This window comes from Burkholderia sp. Ac-20344 (assembly GCF_017104975.1).
Classification (GTDB): Bacteria; Pseudomonadota; Gammaproteobacteria; order Burkholderiales; family Burkholderiaceae; genus Burkholderia.
On record NZ_JAAGPP010000049.1, the window covers coordinates 14463 to 34091 of the forward strand.

Below are 19629 nucleotides of genomic sequence, written 5' to 3' on the forward strand. Positions count from 1 at the left end.
CCTGCCGGACTGACCGACATGACGATGAAGATTGGCTGCGCGCCCTGCTGCTGGGGCGTCGACGACGTGAACAACCCGCACCTGCCGCCGTGGCGGCACGTGCTCGCCGAGGCTGCACAGGCCGGCTACTCGGGCATCGAGCTCGGGCCCTACGGTTATATCCCGCTCGAGCTCGACGTGGTGAGCGCCGAGCTCGACCGGCAGCGCCTGAGCATCACCGCGGGCACGATCTTCGACGACCTGGTGTCGCCGGAGAACCTGCCGAACCTGCTGCGCCAGACCCGCGAAATCTGCGCGCTGATCACACGGCTGCCGAAGTTGCCGACGCAGCACGGCCAGCGCTACGCGGCGCCGTACCTGGTCGTGATGGACTGGGGCCACGAGGAGCGCGACTACGCGGCCGGCCACGCCGATCGCGCGCCGCGGCTGTCCGACGAACGCTGGGCGCGCATGGTCGACCATGTCCGCCAGATCGCGACCATCGCACGCGACGAATTCGGCGTGCGCGCGGTGATTCATCCGCATGCGGGCGGCTACATCGAGTTCGCGGACGAGATCGACCGGATCGTCGCCGACATCGCGGCCGATACGGCGGGCCTCTGTCTCGACACCGGCCACCTGTACTACTCGGGGATGGATCCCGAAACGTGGCTGCGCCGACATGCGGCGCGGCTCGACTATGTGCATTTCAAGGATATCGACGCGGCCGTATACGACGCGGTGATGGGCGAGCACATCGCGTTCTTCGCGGCCTGCGCGCGCGGCGTGATGTGCCCGATCGGCGACGGCGTGCTCGACTACCGCGCGATCCGCTGCGCGCTCGACGACATCGGCTATGCGGGCACCATCACGATCGAACAGGAGCGCGATCCGCGCAACGCCGGCACGAGCCTGCGCGACGTCGCGGCGAGCCGCGCGTTTCTCGCGTCGGCCGGATTCGCGTGAACGACCGACGGTTTGCGCTCCTGAACACACCATGAACACCTGAATACACTCCGGAACACGACAATCATGATCGACGGACAGATTCTGCTCGGGCATTCGATTCCCTGGGGCATGGTCGGCGGCGGGCTCGGCAGCCAGATCGGCTACAGCCACCGGTCGGCTGCATTGCGCGACGGCAGCTTCCAGCTGGTCGCCGGCGCGTTCGACATCGATGCCGAGCGCGGCCGGCAGTTCGGCGTGAAGCTCGGCGTCGACGCCGAGCGTTGCTATCCCGACTACCGGACGATGTTCGAGGCCGAGGCGACGCGCGCCGACGGCATCCGCGCGGTGTCGATCGCGACGCCGAACAACACGCACTTCGAGATCTGCCGCGCGGCGCTGAGCGCGGGGCTGCACGTGGTCTGCGAGAAGCCGCTGTGCTTCACGACGGAGGAGGCCGAGGCGCTGCAGCGGCTGTCGGTCGAGAAGAACCGCATCGTCGGCGTCGCGTACGGCTATTCAGGGCACCAGATGATCGAGCAGGCGCGCGAGATGATCGCGCGCGGCGATCTCGGCGAGATCCGCATCGTCCAGATGCAGTTCGCGCACGGGTTTCACAGCGAGGGCGTCGAGGCCGCGAGCGCGGCCGCACGCTGGCGCGTCGACCCGAAGTTCGCGGGCCCGAGCTACGTGCTCGGCGACATCGGCACGCACCCGCTGTACATCTCGGAAGTGATGGCGCCCGAGCTGAAGATCCACCGCCTGATGTGCTCGCGGCAGAGCTTCGTGAAGAGCCGCGCGCCGCTCGAGGACAACGCGTTCACGATCATGGAATACGACACGGGCGCGATCGGCTACGTGTGGTCGAGCGCGGTGAACGCGGGCTCGATGCACGGGCAGAAGGTGCGCGTGATCGGCTCGAAGGCGAGCGTCGAATGGTGGGATGAGCATCCGAACCAGTTGCGCTACGAAATCCAGGGACAGCCCGCGCAGGTGCTCGATCGCGGAATGGGCTATCTGCATCCGCACGCCTTGCGCGAAGACCGCATCGGCGCCGGGCATCCGGAAGGGCTGTTCGAAGCGTGGTCGAACCTGTATGCGCGCTTCGCGCTCGCGATGGATGCGGCCGACCGCGGCGACGTGCAGGCGTTGAAGCACATCCGCTTTCCGGACGTCCACGCCGGCGTCGAGGGCGTGCGATGGGTCGAGAACTGCGTGCGGTCCGCCGATGCGGGCGGCGTGTGGGTCGACTATCGGTGAGCGAGGCAGGCCGGTGCGCCGCATCGGCCGCCGGCGTCGAGCCTCGGTAGACACCCTAATCTTTACGGCGCGACAAGGGCGTTGGAAAATCGTTTCCAGTATCGCTGTGGAGCGTGTGCAGGTGATGATCGAGCGCGTGGGAGCGAGCGTGCGGCACGGGTCGAGCCGCAAACGTGATTAAATTCGCCCTTCATGCATGTCTACAGGTGAGTCCCGGGCCGCGTCCGTCAGTATCGCGCACGCATCGGGGCCGTCAACTTCGCGCTATCCGATGAGCTCATCCGAGAAACCACCCGCCACCGTCGAGCAGTTCCTGCAGCATCTGACGCAGGAATACGACGGCCTCAGCAATCGCCTGAAGGTGATTGCGCGTCACGTGGAAACGCATCGGGACCAGCTTGGCCTGGAAGGCATCCAGTCGCTCGCGGAGGCGTGCGGGGTCCAGCCGTCGGCCGTCGTGCGGTTCGCGAAGCATTTCGGCTTTTCCGGCTTCTCCGAGATGCAGCGCTTGTTCCGCGAGGGCCTGGCCCAGCAGATCGCGCCGGGCCGCGCGTACAACCTGCGCTTGCGCGACGTGATCGAGGCGGGCTCGTCGAGCCTGCAGCCCGAGCAGATCGCCGACGAATTCATCAAGGGCAGCATTGCCGGGATGCAGCAGCTGCGGCAGACGCTCGACCCGCAGGCGCTCGCGCAGGCCGTCGACCTGCTCGCCGACACGCAGGCGATCTGGATCGCCGGGTCGCGCCGCGCGTTTCCGATCGCCGTGTATCTCGACTATGCACTGCAGCACACCGACAAGCGCATCGGCCTGTTCAGCGCGCTCGGCAGCATGCATCTCGGGCAGATCCGGTCGGTGCGCGAGGGCGACGTGATGATCGTGATCTCGTTCATGCCGTATGCGGAAGAGACGGTGCAGGTCGCGCAGCAGGCCGTGCAGCGCGGCGCGCGCCTGATCGCGATCACCGACAGCCGGATGAGCCCGCTCGCGCGGGAGGCCGAGGTGACGCTGATGGTGCAGGACAGCGCGACGTTCGGGTTCCGCGCGCTGACCGCGACGATGGGCCTCGCGCAGAGCCTGTTCGTGGCGCTCGCCTACCGGCTCGAGCTGTCGTATCTGCCGACCACCGACGGCGCGCACGGTACGCAGGCAGGCTGACGCGTCCTGCCGGCGCACCGCCCGCGCGACCGATCGGCGGGCGGTATGCCTGCAGGCGGTTACTTCGCGGTCGGCATCGCGAATTCGGCACCCTTGCCGATGCTCGACGACCAGCGCTGCATCACCGACTTCTGGCGCGTGTAGAAGCGCACGCCTTCCTCGCCGTATGCGTGCATGTCGCCGAACAGGCTCTTCTTCCAGCCGCCGAAGCCGTGCCACGCCATCGGCACCGGAATCGGCACGTTGATGCCAACCATCCCGACCTGGATGCGCCGCGCGAACTCGCGCGCGATGCCGCCGTCGCTCGTGAAGCACGACACGCCGTTGCCGAACTCGTGCGCGTTGATCAGGTCGACCGCCTCGCCGAAATCCTTCACGCGCACGCAGCCGAGCACGGGCCCGAAGATTTCTTCCTTGTAGATCCGCATGTCGGGCGTTACGTGGTCGAACAGCGTGCCGCCGGTGAAGAAGCCTGCCTCGCGGCCCGGCACGCGCAGCCCGCGGCCGTCGACCACGAGTTGCGCGCCTTCGTTCACGCCTTGCTCGATATAGCCTTCGATGCGCTTGAGCGCCTCGCCGGTGACGATCGGGCCCATCTCGACTTCCGGCGACATGCCGTCGCCGATCACCAGCTTGCGCGCGCGCTCGGCCACCAGCGGCACGATCTGGTCCGCGACGTCGCCCACCAGCACCGCGACGCTGATCGCCATGCAGCGTTCGCCGGCCGAGCCGTACGCGGCGCCGATCAGCGCGTCGACGGCCTGCTCGAGGTTCGCGTCCGGCATCACGACCAGATGGTTCTTCGCACCGCCGAGCGCCTGCACGCGCTTGCCGGACTGCACCGCGCGCTGCTGCACGTAGGCCGCGATCGGCGTCGAGCCGACGAAGCTGACGGCCTGCACGTCCGGGTGGTCGAGCAGCGCGTCGACCGCGCCCTTGTCGCCCTGTACGACGTTGAACACGCCGGCGGGGAGGCCGGCCTGCGTGAGCAGGTCGGCAATGAACAGCGCGGCCGACGGGTCGCGCTCGCTCGGCTTCAGCACGAACGTGTTACCCGTCGCGATCGCGACCGGGAACATCCAGCACGGCACCATGCACGGGAAGTTGAACGGCGTGATGCCCGCGACGACGCCGAGCGGCTGGCGCATCGTCCAGTTGTCGATGCCGGTGCTGACCTGGTCGGTGAAGTCGCCCTTCAGCAGCTGCGGCACGCCGCATGCGAATTCGACGATGTCGATGCCGCGCGCGACTTCGCCCTGCGCGTCGGAGAACACCTTGCCGTGCTCGGCGGTGATGATCGCCGCGAGTGCGTCGCGGTGCTCGTTCATCAGTTGCAGGAAACGGTGCAGCACGCGCGCGCGGCGGATCGGCGGCGTCGCGGCCCAGGCCGGGAACGCGGCGTGGGCCGACGCGACGGCCCGCTGCACTTCGCTGTCGTCGGCGAGCGCCACGCGGCGCACCGCGCGGCCGAGCGACGGGTTGAGGACGTCCTGGAAGCGGCCGCTGCGGCCGGCAACGGGCGCGCCGTCGACGTAGTGGCCGACGTCTGCGTCGGACGTGTACGCGGGAACCGGATTCATCGTGTCTCCTGGGGATGAGGGGGAACAGGATCCAGTCTAGGGAAACCGGCAGGGCGGGAGAAGGCCGCGCAGCTTGATTCACTGTTCAGAATTCTGAATAATCAGTGGATGAATCAGCAAAATGTCCAGGCGCTCTGGCCGCATATCCATTCGCTGACGGTGCTGGCCGCGGCCGGCAGTTTCACGGCCGCTGCGCAACGGCTCGGCATCAGCAAGGCCGCGATGAGCCAGCGCATCGCCGATCTCGAAAAGGCGGCCGGCGTGCCGCTCGTGCGCCGCACGACACGCAGCGTGCGGCTCACCGATGCGGGCCAGACGCTCGTCGACAGCACGCGCGATGCGTTCGAGTCGATCGGGCAGCATTTCGCGCGCGTGAAGGATCTGGCCGGCGAGCCGCGCGGCCTGCTGCGCCTGACGGTGCCGGTCGCGCTCGGCCGCCAGCAGGTCGTGCCGCACCTGCCCGCGTTCCTGCGGCAGCATCCGGGCGTGCAGATCGAGCTCGACCTGTCGGACCGGCTGCATTCGCTGACGCAGGAGGGTTTCGACCTCGCAATCCGCCATACGACCACCGCGCCGCAGACCCACGTCGCATGGAAGCTGTGCGACACGCGCTCGCTGCTGGTCGCGAGCCGCGACTATCTCGACGCGCGCGGCGCGCCGCGCCATCCGAACGAACTCGTCGATCACAGCTGCCTGTGCTACCTGCGCGACAACGAGCCGGCCGCCTGGAGCTTCGAGTTGCAAGGCCGGCGGCGCGAGCGCGTGAGCGTGCCGGTGCGCGGCAGCTTCGCGGCGAACAACAGCGAGGCGATGCGCGAGGCCGCGCTCGGCGGGCTCGGCATCGCGCTGCTGCCGGATTTCAGCGCGCAGCGCGATCTCGACGCCGGCCGCCTGATCGCGTTGCTCGACGGCTGGCGGCCGTCGGGCGCGTTCGGCGACCACATCTTCGCGATCCGCCCGTACAGCCCGGTCGTGCCGAGCGCGGTGCGCGCGCTCGTGCGGCACCTGCGCGAACGGCTTGCGGGCGGGTTTTCGGGCATCTGAGCCCGGTGTCCGCGGGCGCCGGGCCGCGGGCGGCACGGGCGGCGGCGCTGCGGTAAAATCCCCGCTTCTTTCCGCGCCTTGGATGGCGCGTCATTCGAAGGTCGACAGCCGATGCAGATTCACAAGGAAGTGGACGCGCGCGGGCTCAATTGCCCGTTGCCGATCCTGCGCGCCAAGAAAGCGCTCGCCGATATGGAAAGCGGGCAAATCCTCAAGGTGCTCGCGACCGATCCGGGCTCGCAGCGCGATTTCGCCGCGTTCGCGAAGCAGACGGGCAACGAGATCGTCGAATCGACGACGCAGGACAAGACTTTCGTGTTCCTGATGCGCCGCCGCTGACGGCCCGCATCACGGTGCTGGCCGCCCCTGATACCGGCGGCGCTTCTCTGACAATTCTTAAACCTCGCTTCACGACCGGCTGCGTATACTGACCCGGCCGGTCGTCCGCTCCCAGCGGATGCGCCGGCCACGGTACGTCTTATGGCGGGCACGGGGGCCATGCCTGACGCTACCGTCGTACAACGGGGAGAGGACATGTCCTTCAGACCAGGGACCATTCGAAGTCCGTCCGGAGCGGAACGCAGCGTATCGGGGCTGAGCCGTATCGAGCTCGACCCGCAACAGGATCGCCACGCGCGTGCCGCGCTGGAGGCCTACGCGGATTCGGCCGCGGCCGAGATGCCGTGGCTGGCCGAGTGGCTCGACGAACGGCTGCGCGATGCCGCGCAGCACGACGGCTCGGGCCTGACCTACTGCGGTGCGACGATCGAGCGTGTGTTCGATCTGGCGCAGGCGTGGGCGGCGAGCCAGCCGGACTACGCGGCTACTTCGTGGGAGCGCGTGCGTGCTCAGCTGCAGCGGATGCTCGTACAACCGGCGCGTCCGGAACCGCTGTCGCGGTGGGTGTCGGCCGACGATGTCGCCGAGCCGGTGACCGGTATCGCGGGCGTCGATTAGGCGCTCGAATGCGCGGCGGGAAGGATTATTCGAAGAAAAGACGGTAGTCCGCGCAATTTATTGGCGAATTTCATACTACTATGATGAAATCGCCGGTTCGTCCGTGCCCCGTTTTTGAGATATTTAGCCGGGGTCGCCGGTTTGCGCAGGTGGCGCGAGCGGCGAACGACGGCTCGCCGGCCGGTATCCGGAAGCCGCGCGCGTGCTGCGCGGCAGGGTGAGGGCGGGGAGCCGAACTGGACGAATCGATTTCGATTTGCGGGGTGCTATGAGAATTGCTGTACTGGATGACGATCCGGCCCAGACGGATTTCGTCAGTCAAACGCTGACGGCCGTTGGCCATACGTGCTATGCGTTCAAGGAAGGCAAGGCCCTGAAGAAGCGTCTGCAGCGCGAGACGTTCGATCTGCTGGTGCTCGACTGGAACGTGCCCGACATGTCCGGCGAGGAAGTGCTGAAGTGGGTGCGTGCCAATCAGACCGAGCACAGCCTGCCGATCATCTTCATGACGAGCCGCGACGACGAGGCGGGGATCACGCAGATCCTCAACGCCGGCGCCGACGATTACGTGGTCAAGCCCGTGTCGGGCCCGATCCTGCGCGCGCGCATCGGTTCGCTGCTGCGCCGCGCGTATCCGGTCAACGCCGAGGCCACCGTTCGCGAATTCGATCAGTTCCGTTTCGACGTGAACCTGAAGCAGGCGTACGTCGGCGACAAGGCCGTGAGCCTCACGCAGAAGGAATTCGAGCTCGCGCTGCTGCTGTTCCAGCATCTCGACCGGCCGCTGTCGCGCGCGCACATTCTCGATCTCGTGTGGAAGCAGGCGACCGACATCCCGTCGCGCACGATGGATACGCACATTTCGATGCTGCGCACCAAGCTCGGCCTGCGGCCCGAAAACGGCTATCGCCTCGCGCCGATCTACGGCTACGGTTACCGGCTCGAGCGGGTCGGCCAGGGAGAACCGGAGTGACCGCGGGAATCACGCAGCGCACGGCGAATCTGCGCACGGCGGCGCTGCGCGTGTCCTGCGCGGTGGCGTTTGCGTTCGCCGCGCAGCATGCGGCCGCGCAGCCGCCGGCTGCCGCGGGCAAGATGATCGTCTACCGCACGCAGGCGGGCGACACGCTGTACGACGTCGCCGCGCGCTACCTGCAGGGCGCGGACGACTGGCAACTGCTTCAGCAGATCAACGGCGTGCCCGCGCCGAAGCACCTGCAGCCCGGCATCGCGCTGAAGCTGCCGGTGGCGCGTCTGCGCAAGGAAAAGCTGACCGCGCGCGTCGTCGCGGTGCAGGGCACGGCCGAACGCGCGTCCGGCGACGCTTACGCGCCGCTCGCGAACGATGCGACGCTCGCCGAGGGCGATCGCGTGCGCACGGGCCCGAACGGCTTCGTGACGCTCGAGCTCGCTGACGGCACGCACATGAGCCTGCCCCCCGACAGCCAGCTCGACCTGAAGGCGCTGCGCCGCACGGTGCTGACCGGCACGCTCGATCGTGAGTTCGAACTCACGCGCGGCTCGGTCGACAGCGAGGTCACCCATCTGAAGAAACGCGACGACCGCTTCCAGATCCGTTCGCCGTCGGTCGTGGCCGGCGTGCGCGGCACGCGTTTTCGCGTGAATTACGACGCGGCCGGCAATGCGTCGACGCGCGTCGAAGTGCTCGACGGCACGGTCGGTGTCGCGGGCGGCCGGCAGCCGGCCGACCCGACGCTCGTGCATGCGAATTTCGGTAGTGTCGCGACGTCGTCCGGCGCGGTCGGCGCGCCCGTCGAGCTGCTGCCCGCGCCGGCGCTCGCGCATCCCGACAAGGTGCAGGACGAGCCCGACGTCGCGTTCGACGTCGCACCGCTCGCACAGGCGCATGCATACCGCGTGCAGCTCGCGCACGATGCGGGGCTGCTCGACCTGTTCCGCGAAACGCGTACCGATTCGCCGCGCGCGGTCTTCCGCGACGTGCCGAACGGGAACTACTTCGTGCGGGTCGCCGCGATCGATGCGAACGGCCTTGAGGGCCGGCCCCGCACGTACGCGTTCGAGCGCCGCGTGATGGGGCTCGACGCGAGCGCGTCGCCGGGTGCCGGCGGCTACGAGTTCCGCTGGTCGCCGAACGGTGCGGGCAAGGATGCGCGCTACCGGTTCGTGCTGTCGCGCTCGAAGGACCTGAGCGCGCCGGTCGTCGACCAGGTCGGCTTGAAGGCGCGTCAGATCACCGTCGCGCACCTGCCGCCGGGCGACTATTTCTGGGCCGTGACCGTCGAGGAGTTCGAAGGCGGCAAGTTCTACGAGAAGACCAGTCCGGTCAGCGCGTTCACGCTGTCGCGCTGATCCGCGGCGCATGAAACCCGACACCGTTTCCCCGCGGCGGCGCCTCGGCCGCCGCTTCCTGATCGAATGGATCGCGATCGGCTGCCTCGGGATCACCGTGATTCTCGCGTGCGCGCTCGGCCGCCTGTCGTCGAGCGTCGACGGCCTGATCTACGACCGGCTGCTGATGCTGCGCAGCCTGCCGCTGGCGCCCGACGTGGTCGTCGTCGACATCGACAACCAGAGCGTGTCCGCGCTCGGCCGATGGCCGTGGTCGCGCGACGTGCATGCGCGGCTGCTCGACACGCTGGCGCGCGCGCAGCCGGCCGCCGTCGTCTACGACGTGCTGTTTACCGAACCGTCGCCGGAAGATCGCGCGTTCGCGGACGCGATGAGCCGCGTGCCGACCTTCCTGCCCGTGCTGCTGAGCCCCGAGCAGGCGGACGGCACGCGCGCGGTCGATCCGCCGGTGGCCGCGCTCGCGGCGCGTGCGGTCGGGCTCGGCCACATCAACCTCGAAGTCGACCGCGACGGCATCGTCCGCAGTGTCGCGCTGTTCGAAAGCGACGGCCGCGTGCGCTGGCCGCAACTGATGGTGCCCGTGTATCGCGCGATCCAGGGCGGCCGGCTGCATCCGGTCGGCGGCGCACCCGGCGCGCATGCGCACGACCTGTCGCGCGACGCGGCGGGTGAGGGGCGCTACCTGATCCCGTTCAGCCGCAGCACGCCCGCATACCCGACGCTGTCGTTCGACGACGTGCTCGAAGGGCGCGTGAAGCCCGACGCGCTGCGCGGCAAGATCGTCGTCGTGGGCGTGACGGCATCGGGCCTGTACGACCGCTTCGCGACGCCCGTGTCCGGCGAGTTCGGGCCGCTTGCCGGCGTGTATATCCATGCCAACGTGCTCGACATGCTGGCGACCGGCAGTGCGATCTCGCCCGTGTCGCGCGCCGGGCTGTTCGTCGCGTCGCTGCTGCCGCTCGCCGTGCTGCTGGGCGGCTTCCTGATGCTGTCGCCGTGGCGTGCGCTGCTGCTGACGCTGAGCCTGGCCGTGCTCGCTGTCGTCGCGAGCCTGGCGCTGCTGTTCGAGGCGCGCATCTGGCTGTCGCCGGCCCCCGCGATCTTCGGGCTGATCGCCGTCTACCCGATCTGGAACTGGCGGCGCCTGGAAATGACGATGTCGTACCTGCGCCGCGAGCTGCAGCGGCTCGCCGACGAGCCGCACCTGCTGCCCGAGGCGCCGCGCACGCGCAGCGTCGGCGGCGACGTGCTCGAGCGGCAGATGGCGCTGATGGCGCAAGCCGCGCAGCGCGTGCAGGACATGAAACGCTTCGTGTGGGACAGCCTCGACAGCATGCCCGAGCCGATCTTCGTGACCGACCTGGCCGGCACCGTGCTGATCGCGAACCATGCGGCCAAGCGCTACGGGTCGCGCCTGTCGCTGCCGCTGCCGGAAGGGCGGCCGCTGCGCACCGCGCTCGGCGAGCTGACCTTCATGAAGACCGTCGACGGCAATGCCGAACACGATGTAGCGATCCGCGAACACTGGCCGGCGGTGCTCGACCCGACGCTCGAGGCCGAACACGACGCGATGGCGCGCGGCATCGAGGTGCGCGATCGCGACGGGCTCGACCATCTGCTACGCTACGCGGCTTGCACGAACGCGCAGGGCCGCGTGACGGGCTGGATCGCCGGCCTCGTCGACGTGACCGAATTGCACGCGGCCGAGCGGCAGCGCGAGGAAGCGCTGCACCTGCTGTCGCACGACATGCGCTCCCCGCAGTCGTCGATTCTCGCGCTCGTCGAGATCGAGCGCGACCGCGCCGAGACCGACGCGATGCGCGGGCTGCTCGCGCGGATCGAGCGCTACGCGCACCGCGCGCTGTCGCTGGCCGACGAGTTCGTGCAGCTGGCGCGCGCGGAGTCGCAGGTGTACCAGCTCGAGGTGACGAGCCTCGTCGACGTGCTGATCGATGCGAGCGACGAGGTGTGGCCGCAGGCGCAGGCGAAGCACATTCGTGTCGACACCGACGTCGGCACCGGCATGTGCTGGGTGCGCGCGGATCGCTCGCTGATCACGCGCGCGTTCGTGAACCTGTTGAACAATGCAGTCAAATACAGTCCGTCCGATACCGTGATCACGTGTACGCTGGCGGTCGAGCACGCGTCGAAACGGTTGTTCTGTACGATTCGCGATCAGGGATACGGCATTGCGCCGGAGGATCAGCGGCATCTGTTCGAGCGTTTCAAGCGGTTCCATGCCGGCGAGCGGCCCGAAATCTCGGGTTCCGGGCTCGGCATGGCATTCGTGAAGACGGTCGTCACGCGCCATGGGGGCAGCGTGTCGGTCGACAGCGAGGTGGGTGTCGGCACTGCGGTGACGGTGTCGCTGCCTGCGATCGACGAGCCGTCCGCCTGACAGGGCCGGGCACGACGGCAGGTATTTGGGGAAAGCCATGAGAAAGGAATGGGCAGCGACCGCACTGGCGGCGTCGCTGTTGACGGGTTGCGCCGGCGTGACGAGCGGCGTCAGTGCGGTCGGGCAGCCGAACGCGTTCGCATCCGACGCGCAGGGCTACGATTTCGTTCGGACGGCCGCGCAGGCCGACGATGCCGAATACCGGCAGATCGAGACGCTCGTGCGCGACGAACTCGCGCACCGCGGCTTCGACGCGAAGCCGCTCGCGGCCGCGCGCTACCGGCTGTCGATCGCGTACGCGACGCAGCCGGCCTCGGTGGCGGCGAGCGCCGACGGCTGCGGTGCCGCGAGCAGCGCATGCGTGACGGTCGACGGGCCGGCGCCGTTCGCGCTGCCGTTCATGGGCCGCGTGTATCGCCATGTGCTGACGCTGCGTTTCGTCGACGCGAAATCGGGCGCCGACGTCTACCGCGTATCGGCCGCGCTGCGCGATCGCGACCCCGGCACGCAGCAGGCCGCACCGGCGCTCGTGAAGAGTGCGCTCGCGAAGGTGCCGTTCGGCGACGGCGGCGGCTGGCTCGTCAAGACGAAAAAAGACGACGCGGGCGGGATGCCGGGCGTCGTCTCGGTGAAGCCGGCCGAAGCGCGCTGAGCGGCGGCCGGTGAGGTGAGGGCGGGCACGCCGGAGCGAGCCCTTGCCGCGTTTACTCGGCCGGGCGTGCGTTGCCGCGCGCGCGCAGGTATGCGTCGAATTCCGCGCCGACTTCCGCATGGCGCAGCGCGAATTCGACCGTCGCCTTCAGGTAGCCGAGCTTGCTGCCGCAGTCGTAGCGCGTGCCCTGGTACTTGTAGGCGAGCACCTGTTCGTCGGCGAGCAGTGCCTGGATCGCGTCGGTGAGCTGCAGCTCGCCGCCCGCGCCGGGCTTCAGCGCGCGCAGGTGCTGGAAGATCCGCGGCTTCAGGATGTAGCGGCCGACCACGCCGAGGTTCGACGGCGCGACTTCCGGCGCCGGCTTTTCGACGATCGCCGACATCTTGACGATCGACTCCTCCCACTCCTTGCCGTCGACGATCCCGTACGACTTCGTCTCCGACGGCGGGATCTCTTCGACGCCGATCACCGAGCTGTGATAGTGGTCGAACACGTCGACCATCTGCTTCATCACGGGCGGGTTGCCGTCGAGCAGGTCGTCGGCGAGGATCACCGCGAACGGGTTGTCGGCCACGAGCTTTTCCGCGCACAGCACCGCATGACCGAGGCCGAGCGCTTCCGGCTGGCGCACGTAGAAGCAGTCGACATGGCTCGGCTTGATGCTGCGCACGAGCTCGAGCAGCTTTTCCTTGCCGCGCGCCTCGAGTTCGGCTTCGACCTCGTACGACTTGTCGAAGTGATCCTCGATCGCGCGCTTGCTGCGCCCGGTGACGAAGATCATCTCGGTAATGCCGGCGGCGATCGCTTCCTCGACTGCGTACTGGATCAGCGGCTTGTCGACGACCGGCAGCATCTCCTTCGGGCTCGCTTTCGTTGCCGGGAGGAACCGCGTGCCGAGACCGGCCACGGGGAACACTGCCTTGGTAACTTTCAACATGATCGAACCTTTATTCCTGTAATCGACTTGTCAGACGGTCTATGTTCACGTTCGCATTATAGTGAACGCAAATGACCTTACCCTTTGTTACGCAGGCAACCGATCGAGCTGCGCGCGCAGTTTCTCGAGCGTGCTCTGGAATTCCGCGACGCGCTTCTGCTCCTGTTCGACCACGGCCGGCGGGGCCTTCGCGACGAATGCCTCGTTGCCGAGCTTCGCGTTGCACTTCGCGATTTCGCCCGTCAGGCGCGCGATTTCCTTCGACAGGCGCTCGCGTTCGGCCGCAACGTCGATCTCGACCTTCAGCACCAGCTTGTTCGGCCCGACGATCGCGATCGGCGCGCCGTGCGCTTCCTTGTCGAGCGTCGCTTCGTCCGCGAGGATCTGCACTTCCGACAGGCGCGCGAGGGCCTGGACGTACGGCGCGAACGAGCGCAGGCGCTCGGCATCGCCGGCTGCGAGCAGCGGCACCTTGGTTGCCGGCGACAGGTTCATCTCGCCGCGCAGGTTGCGGCACGCGTCGACGATCGCCTTCAGGTCGGCCGCCCACTGCTCGGACGTCTCGTCGATCTTCTGCAGGTTCGCGACCGGGTACGCCTGCGTCATCAGCGACGCTTCGCCTTCGGCCTTGCCTTGCGGATAGCGGCCCGCGAGCGGCGCAACCTTCTGCCAGAGCGCTTCGGTGATGAACGGGATGACCGGGTGCGCGAGGCGCAGCACCGTCTCGAGCACGCGCAGCAGCGTGCGGCGCGTCGCGCGCTGCTGTTCCGGCGTGCCGTTCTGGATCTGCACCTTCGCGAGTTCGAGATACCAGTCGCAGTACTCGTCCCACACGAACTTGTAGATGCTGCTTGCGACGTTGTCGAAGCGGTAATCGGCGAAGCCCTTCGCGATGTCGGCTTCGGTACGCTGCAGCAGCGACACGATCCAGCGGTCGGCCGCCGAGAAGTCGAGGTAGCCGCCCGGGCCGCAATCGCCCGCGCCGCAGACTTCCGGCTTGTCGCTGCCGCAGTCGTGGCCTTCGCAGTTCATCAGCACGAAGCGCGTGGCGTTCCACAGCTTGTTGCAGAAGTTGCGATAGCCTTCGCAGCGCGCGAGGTCGAAGTTCACGTTGCGGCCGAGCGTCGCCATCGATGCCATCGTGAAGCGCAGCGCGTCGGTGCCGAACGCAGCGATGCCGTCCGGGAATTCCTTGCGCGTCTTCTTCTCGATCGTCGCGGCCTGCTTCGGGTTCATCAGGCCCGTCGTGCGTTTTGCGACCAGCGTGTCGAGGTCGATGCCGTCGACGATGTCGATCGGGTCGAGCGTGTTGCCCTTGCTCTTCGACATCTTCTGGCCTTCCGCGTCGCGCACGAGGCCGTGCACGTAGACGGTGTGGAACGGCACCTGGCCCGTGAAGTGCGTGGTCATCATCACCATCCGGGCAACCCAGAAGAAGATGATGTCGAAACCCGTGACGAGCACGGACGACGGCAGGAAGTGCTTCAGTTCAGGCGTTTCGTTCGGCCAGCCGAGCGACGAGAACGGCACGAGCGCCGACGAGAACCACGTGTCGAGCACGTCCTCGTCGCGCTTCAGCGCACCCGCATAACCTTTCGCGGCAGCCTGCGCGCGCGCTTCTTCCTCGTTGCGCGCGACGAACACCTCGCCGTTTTCGCCGTACCACGCGGGAATCTGGTGGCCCCACCACAGCTGGCGCGAGATGCACCAGTCCTGGATGTTCTCGAGCCACTGGTAATAGGTGGTCGTCCAGTTTTCCGGGACGAACTTGATCTGGCCGCTGCGCACGACGTCGAGCGACGTTTCCGTGATCGACTTGCCGGGATTGAACGTGCCTTCCGGCGCCGGCTTCGTCATCGCGACGAACCACTGGTCGGTCAGCATCGGCTCGATCACGACGCCCGTGCGGTCGCCGCGCGGCACCATCAGCTTGTGCGGCTTCACCGAATCCAGGAAGCCCTCTGCGTCGAGGTCGGCGACGATCGCCTTGCGCGCGTCGAAGCGGTCGAGGCCGCGATACTGCTCGGGGCCGTTGTCGTTGATCTTCGCGTCGAGCGTCAGGATCTCGATCGGGGCGAGCTTGTGGCGCTGGCCGACCTGGTAGTCGTTGAAGTCGTGCGCGGGCGTGACCTTCACGACGCCCGTGCCGAACTCGCGGTCGACGTAGTCGTCGGCGATCACCGGGATCTCGCGGCCCGTCAGCGGCAGCGTGACGAGCTTGCCGATCAGGTGCGCGTAGCGCTCGTCTTCCGGGTGGACCATCAGCGCGACGTCGCCGAGCATCGTTTCCGGACGCGTCGTTGCAACGGTCAGCGAGCCGGAGCCGTCGACGAGCGGGTAGCGGATGTGCCACAGGTGGCCGTTTTCCTCTTCGCTCACCACTTCGAGGTCCGACACGGCGGTCAGCAGCACCGGATCCCAGTTGACGAGGCGCTTGCCGCGGTAGATCAGGCCCTGTTCATGGAGCGTGACGAACACGTCGCGCACGGCGGCCGACATCTTGTCGTCCATCGTGAAGTATTCGCGCGACCAGTCGGTCGATGCGCCGAGACGGCGCACCTGGCCGGTGATCGTCGAACCGGATTTTTCCTTCCATTCCCACACGCGCTCGACGAACTTCTCGCGGCCGAGGTCGTGGCGCGATACGCCCTGCGCGTCGAGCTGGCGCTCGACGACGATCTGGGTCGCGATCCCGGCGTGGTCGGTGCCGGGCACCCACAGCGTGTTCTCGCCGAGCATCCGGTGGTAGCGGGCGAGGCCGTCCATGATCGTCTGGTTGAACGCGTGGCCCATGTGCAGCGTGCCCGTCACGTTCGGCGGCGGCAACTGGATCGAGAAATCGGGGCGGGCCGGGTCGAATGCCGGGGCCGCATAGCCGCGCTTTTCCCACTCCGGCCCCCATTGGGACTCGATGGTGTGGGGCTCGAAACTCTTCGCAAGCGTGTTGTCGCTCATGTTGGAAATCTGCCGAAAAATGCGTGAATTGGATGCCGAATCCGACAATTATAAATGGATGCACATCGACCAGCCATCGCCTTGCCCGCGCGGGCCCGTCGCGACGCGGCCGCCACGCGCTCGCGACGGTCGGTCGAACGGATCGGGAGCGGCATCGCTCGGCCGACTTATAATGTCGGGTCCGCATTTTTCTCGCCCGTTCGCTGCCGCTCCATGCCCGACCTGCTCGCCAATCTGAACCCCGAACAACTCGCCGCCGTCACGTTGCCGAACGAACCGGCGCTGATCCTCGCAGGGGCGGGCAGCGGCAAGACCCGCGTGCTGATCACCCGCATCGCGTGGCTGATCCAGCAGGGCTACGCGTCGCCGCCCACCGTGCTCGCCGTGACCTTCACGAACAAGGCCGCGCGCGAGATGATGGCGCGCCTGTCGGCGATGATGCCGATCGACACGCGCGGGATGTGGATCGGCACGTTCCACGGCCTGTGCAACCGGATGCTGCGCACGCACTGGCGCGACGCCGGCCTGCCGCAGACCTTCCAGATCCTCGACACGGCCGACCAGCTGTCCGCGATCAAGCGGCTGATGAAGGCGGCGAACGTCGACGACGAGAAGTACCCGCCGAAGAACGTGCAGTACTTCATCAACAACGCGAAGGAGCAGGGGCTGCGCCCCGACAAGGTCGACGCGACCGACAACTTCAACCGCAAGTTCGTCGAGCTGTACCAGGCGTACGACCAGCAGTGCCAGCGCGAGGGCGTCGTCGATTTCCCCGAGCTGCTGCTGCGCTGCTACGAATTGCTCGCGTACAACGCGCCGCTGCGCGCGCACTACCAGGCGCGCTTCCGGCACATCCTCGTCGACGAGTTCCAGGACACCAACAAGCTGCAGTACGCGTGGCTCAAGATGCTCGCGGGCGGCGAGAACGCGATCTTCGCGGTCGGCGACGACGACCAGTCGATCTACGCGTTCCGCGGCGCGAACGTCGGCAACATGCGCGACTTCGAAGACGAATTCCGCGTGCGCAACCTGATCAAGCTCGAGCAGAACTACCGGTCGCACGGCAACATCCTCGACGCCGCGAACCAGCTGATCTCGAACAACGCGCACCGCCTCGGCAAGAACCTGCGCACCGACGCGGGCCACGGCGAGCCCGTGCGCGTGTACGAGGCGAGCACCGATTCGCAGGAAGCCGGCTGGATCGTCGAGGAGATCCGCTCGCTGATCAACACCGGGATGGCGCGCAGCGAAGTGGCCGTCCTGTACCGCAGCAACGCGCAGTCGCGCTCGATCGAGCACACGCTGATGTCGTCGGGCATCCCGTACCGCGTGTACGGCGGCCTGCGCTTCTTCGAACGTCAGGAAGTGAAGCACGCGCTCGCGTACCTGCGCCTGATCGACAACCCGAACGACGACACCGCGTTCGTGCGCGTCGTGAACTTCCCGACCCGCGGGATCGGCGCGCGCTCGATCGAGCAGTTGGCCGACGCCGCGCGCCTGTACGGCTGCTCGATGGCTGCCGCGATTCCGTACGTCACGGGCAAGGCCGGCACGAGCCTCGGCGGGTTCGCGAACCTGGTCGCGAAGATGCGCGCCGATACGCAGCACATGAACCTGCCCGACACCGTCGAGCACATCGTGCGCGCCAGCGGTCTCGCCGATTTCTACCAGGGCGAGCGCGAAGGCCAGGACCGTCTCGAGAACTTGCAGGAACTCGTGAACGCGGCCACCGCGTTCATCGCCGAGGAAGGCTACGGGCTCGACACGCCGGCCCGTTCGATTCCGCTGCGCGCCGGCGCGATCGCGGCGCCCGAGCTCGGCACCGCGACGGACGATCCGGCGGTCGACGTCCTCGATCCGGTATCGCCCGCCGACCCGGCACAGAACCCCGACACGATGACGCCGCTCGCCGGCTTCCTGTCGCATGCGTCGCTGGAGGCCGGCGACAACCAGGCGCAGGCCGGGCAGGACGCCGTGCAGCTGATGACGGTGCACGCGGCGAAGGGGCTCGAATTCTCGGCCGTGTTCATCACGGGCCTCGAGGAAGGGCTGTTCCCGCACGAGAACAGCGTGCTCGAATCGGACGGCCTCGAGGAAGAGCGCCGGCTGATGTACGTCGCGATCACGCGCGCGAAGGAGCGGCTCTACCTGTCGTTCGCGCAGAGCCGGATGCTGCACGGCCAGACACGCTACAACGTGCGCTCGCGCTTCTTCGACGAGCTGCCCGAACACGTGCTCAAGTGGCTGACGCCGAAGGTCGAGGCCGGTTCGCGCTGGGGCGGTCGGTCGGACAACGCCGGGTACGGGCGCGACTGGTTCGCGCGGCCCGGCGGCGGCAGTCGCGAGCAGATCGTCGACCCCGCCGTGTCCGCGCCGCTGCCCGCGTTCGCGAACAAGCAGCGCGCGGCCGATGCCGGCTTCCGGGTCGGCCAGCAGGTGTTCCATACCAAGTTCGGCGAAGGCACGGTCACCGCGCTCGAAGGCAACGGCACCGATGCGAAGGCGCAGGTGAAATTCAAGCGGCACGGCGAGAAGTGGCTCGCGCTTGCGGTCGCGAAGCTGCAGGCGGTGGAATGATGGGCATCGGCATGGTGGGGACGGCTTCGCCCCGTCCGCTCGGCATTCTGGCCGCGTTGCCCGAGGAACTCGGCGACCTGATCGCCGCGATGCGCGCCGACGGCGCGATGAAGACGGTCACGCTCGGCCGCCGCGATTATCACGTCGGCACCGTGCACGGCGCGGCCTGCGTCGTGACGCTCGCACGGGTCGGCAAGGTCGCGGCCGCCGCGACGGTCAGCGCGCTGATCCACGTATTCGGCGTGGCGGGCGTCGTGTTCACCGGCGTCGCGGGTGGCGTGTCGCGCTCGGTTCGCGTCGGCGATGTCGTCGTGGCCGATACGCTGCTGCAGCACGATCTCGATGCGTCGCCGCTCTTTCCGCGCTACGAGGTGCCGCTGCTCGGCATCACGCGTTTCGCGACCGACGCGGCCCTGACGGCGCGCCTGCGGGCCGCGTGCACGGCATTCGTCGCGGAAGAGGGCGCGCAGTTCGCCGCGCGCTTCGGCCTGGCCGGTGCGGCGCTGCATGCCGGGCTCATCATCAGCGGCGATCGCTTCGTGTCGAGCGAGCGCGAGGTCGTCGCGCTGCGTGACGCGCTGCCGGATGCGCTCGCGGTCGAAATGGAAGGGGCCGCGATCGCGCAGGTGTGCGCGGAGCACGAGGTGCCGTTCGCGCTCGTGCGCACGATCTCCGATACGGCCGACGATCACGCGACGCAGTCGTTCTCGCACTTCCTGTCGGCGATCGCGAGCAGCTATTCGTCCGGCATCCTCAAGCGTTTCCTGACGCTGCATGCGACGACGGCGGCCTGAAGCCGCCGTCGTTTTCCCGATTCCTTCATTCGAGCCGGTCGACCGGCCGCGCGCGGCGCGTACG

The 19629-nt window shown here is 67.9% G+C and carries 15 protein-coding genes; 12 read left to right on the forward strand and 3 right to left on the reverse strand.

Annotated features, from left to right (window positions below; all coding sequences use genetic code 11):
• The first annotated feature begins 18 nt into the window (after positions 1-18).
• The 3 genes from G3N64_RS17470 to G3N64_RS17480 all read left to right on the forward strand — a co-directional run bounded on the left by G3N64_RS17470 (position 19) and on the right by G3N64_RS17480 (position 3340).
• The gene (locus tag G3N64_RS17470; RefSeq protein WP_205785055.1) at positions 19-945 is read left to right on the forward strand and encodes a TIM barrel protein; all 927 of its coding nucleotides are present in this window, start codon (positions 19-21) and stop codon (positions 943-945) included.
• Between the two features lie 66 nt (positions 946-1011).
• Positions 1012-2184 (forward strand): Gfo/Idh/MocA family oxidoreductase, encoded by a 1173-nt coding sequence (locus G3N64_RS17475; RefSeq protein WP_205785056.1) that lies wholly within the window; start codon positions 1012-1014, stop codon positions 2182-2184.
• A 271-nt stretch (positions 2185-2455) separates the two neighbouring features.
• The gene (locus G3N64_RS17480; protein ID WP_205785057.1) at positions 2456-3340 is read left to right on the forward strand and encodes a MurR/RpiR family transcriptional regulator; all 885 of its coding nucleotides are present in this window, start codon (positions 2456-2458) and stop codon (positions 3338-3340) included.
• 59 nt (positions 3341-3399) lie between these two features.
• Here the strand turns inward: G3N64_RS17480 and G3N64_RS17485 are convergent, their stop codons facing one another.
• The gene (locus G3N64_RS17485) at positions 3400-4920 is read right to left on the reverse strand and encodes a CoA-acylating methylmalonate-semialdehyde dehydrogenase (RefSeq protein WP_205785058.1); all 1521 of its coding nucleotides are present in this window, start codon (positions 4918-4920) and stop codon (positions 3400-3402) included.
• A 108-nt stretch (positions 4921-5028) separates the two neighbouring features.
• Here G3N64_RS17485 and G3N64_RS17490 point away from each other — a divergent pair, with 108 nt between their 5' ends.
• From G3N64_RS17490 to G3N64_RS17520, 7 genes are all read left to right on the forward strand, one after another.
• A complete protein-coding gene (locus tag G3N64_RS17490; protein ID WP_205785059.1) occupies positions 5029-5964 on the forward strand; it encodes a LysR family transcriptional regulator in 936 nt (311 codons plus the stop codon).
• A 111-nt stretch (positions 5965-6075) separates the two neighbouring features.
• On the forward strand, positions 6076-6303 hold the full coding sequence (locus tag G3N64_RS17495; protein WP_006402122.1) for a sulfurtransferase TusA family protein: 228 nt from the start codon (positions 6076-6078) through the stop codon (positions 6301-6303).
• A 195-nt stretch (positions 6304-6498) separates the two neighbouring features.
• Positions 6499-6921 carry a peptidase gene (locus G3N64_RS17500; protein ID WP_205785060.1) on the forward strand — a complete coding sequence of 141 codons (423 nt, stop codon included), beginning with the start codon at positions 6499-6501 and terminating at the stop codon, positions 6919-6921.
• A 268-nt stretch (positions 6922-7189) separates the two neighbouring features.
• Positions 7190-7894 carry a response regulator transcription factor gene (locus G3N64_RS17505; RefSeq protein ID WP_006490421.1) on the forward strand — a complete coding sequence of 235 codons (705 nt, stop codon included), beginning with the start codon at positions 7190-7192 and terminating at the stop codon, positions 7892-7894.
• Positions 7891-9252, forward strand: coding sequence for a FecR domain-containing protein (locus G3N64_RS17510; protein ID WP_205785061.1), 1362 nt, complete (start codon positions 7891-7893; stop codon positions 9250-9252). The genes G3N64_RS17505 and G3N64_RS17510 overlap by 4 nt, the downstream gene beginning before the upstream one ends.
• 10 nt (positions 9253-9262) lie before the next feature.
• Positions 9263-11650: a CHASE2 domain-containing protein gene (locus G3N64_RS17515; protein ID WP_205785062.1), complete on the forward strand. Its 2388-nt coding sequence runs from the start codon at positions 9263-9265 to the stop codon at positions 11648-11650.
• 37 nt (positions 11651-11687) lie between these two features.
• Entirely contained in the window at positions 11688-12302 is a 615-nt protein-coding gene (locus tag G3N64_RS17520) for a DUF4136 domain-containing protein (RefSeq protein ID WP_205785063.1), read from the forward strand.
• Positions 12303-12354: 52 nt separating this feature from the next.
• On the opposite strand, the gene galU is transcribed toward G3N64_RS17520, so the two are convergent.
• A complete protein-coding gene (gene galU, locus G3N64_RS17525) occupies positions 12355-13239 on the reverse strand; it encodes a UTP--glucose-1-phosphate uridylyltransferase GalU (protein WP_205785064.1) in 885 nt (294 codons plus the stop codon).
• A gap of 87 nt (positions 13240-13326) precedes the next feature.
• A complete protein-coding gene (locus G3N64_RS17530; protein WP_205785065.1) occupies positions 13327-16194 on the reverse strand; it encodes a valine--tRNA ligase in 2868 nt (955 codons plus the stop codon).
• Between the two features lie 213 nt (positions 16195-16407).
• On the opposite strand from G3N64_RS17530, the gene G3N64_RS17535 reads away from it, so the two are divergent.
• Positions 16408-18771: a UvrD-helicase domain-containing protein gene (locus G3N64_RS17535; RefSeq protein ID WP_205785066.1), complete on the forward strand. Its 2364-nt coding sequence runs from the start codon at positions 16408-16410 to the stop codon at positions 18769-18771.
• Entirely contained in the window at positions 18768-19565 is a 798-nt protein-coding gene (locus G3N64_RS17540) for a 5'-methylthioadenosine/adenosylhomocysteine nucleosidase (RefSeq protein WP_205785067.1), read from the forward strand. The genes G3N64_RS17535 and G3N64_RS17540 overlap by 4 nt, the downstream gene beginning before the upstream one ends.
• The last annotated feature ends 64 nt before the right edge of the window (positions 19566-19629 follow it).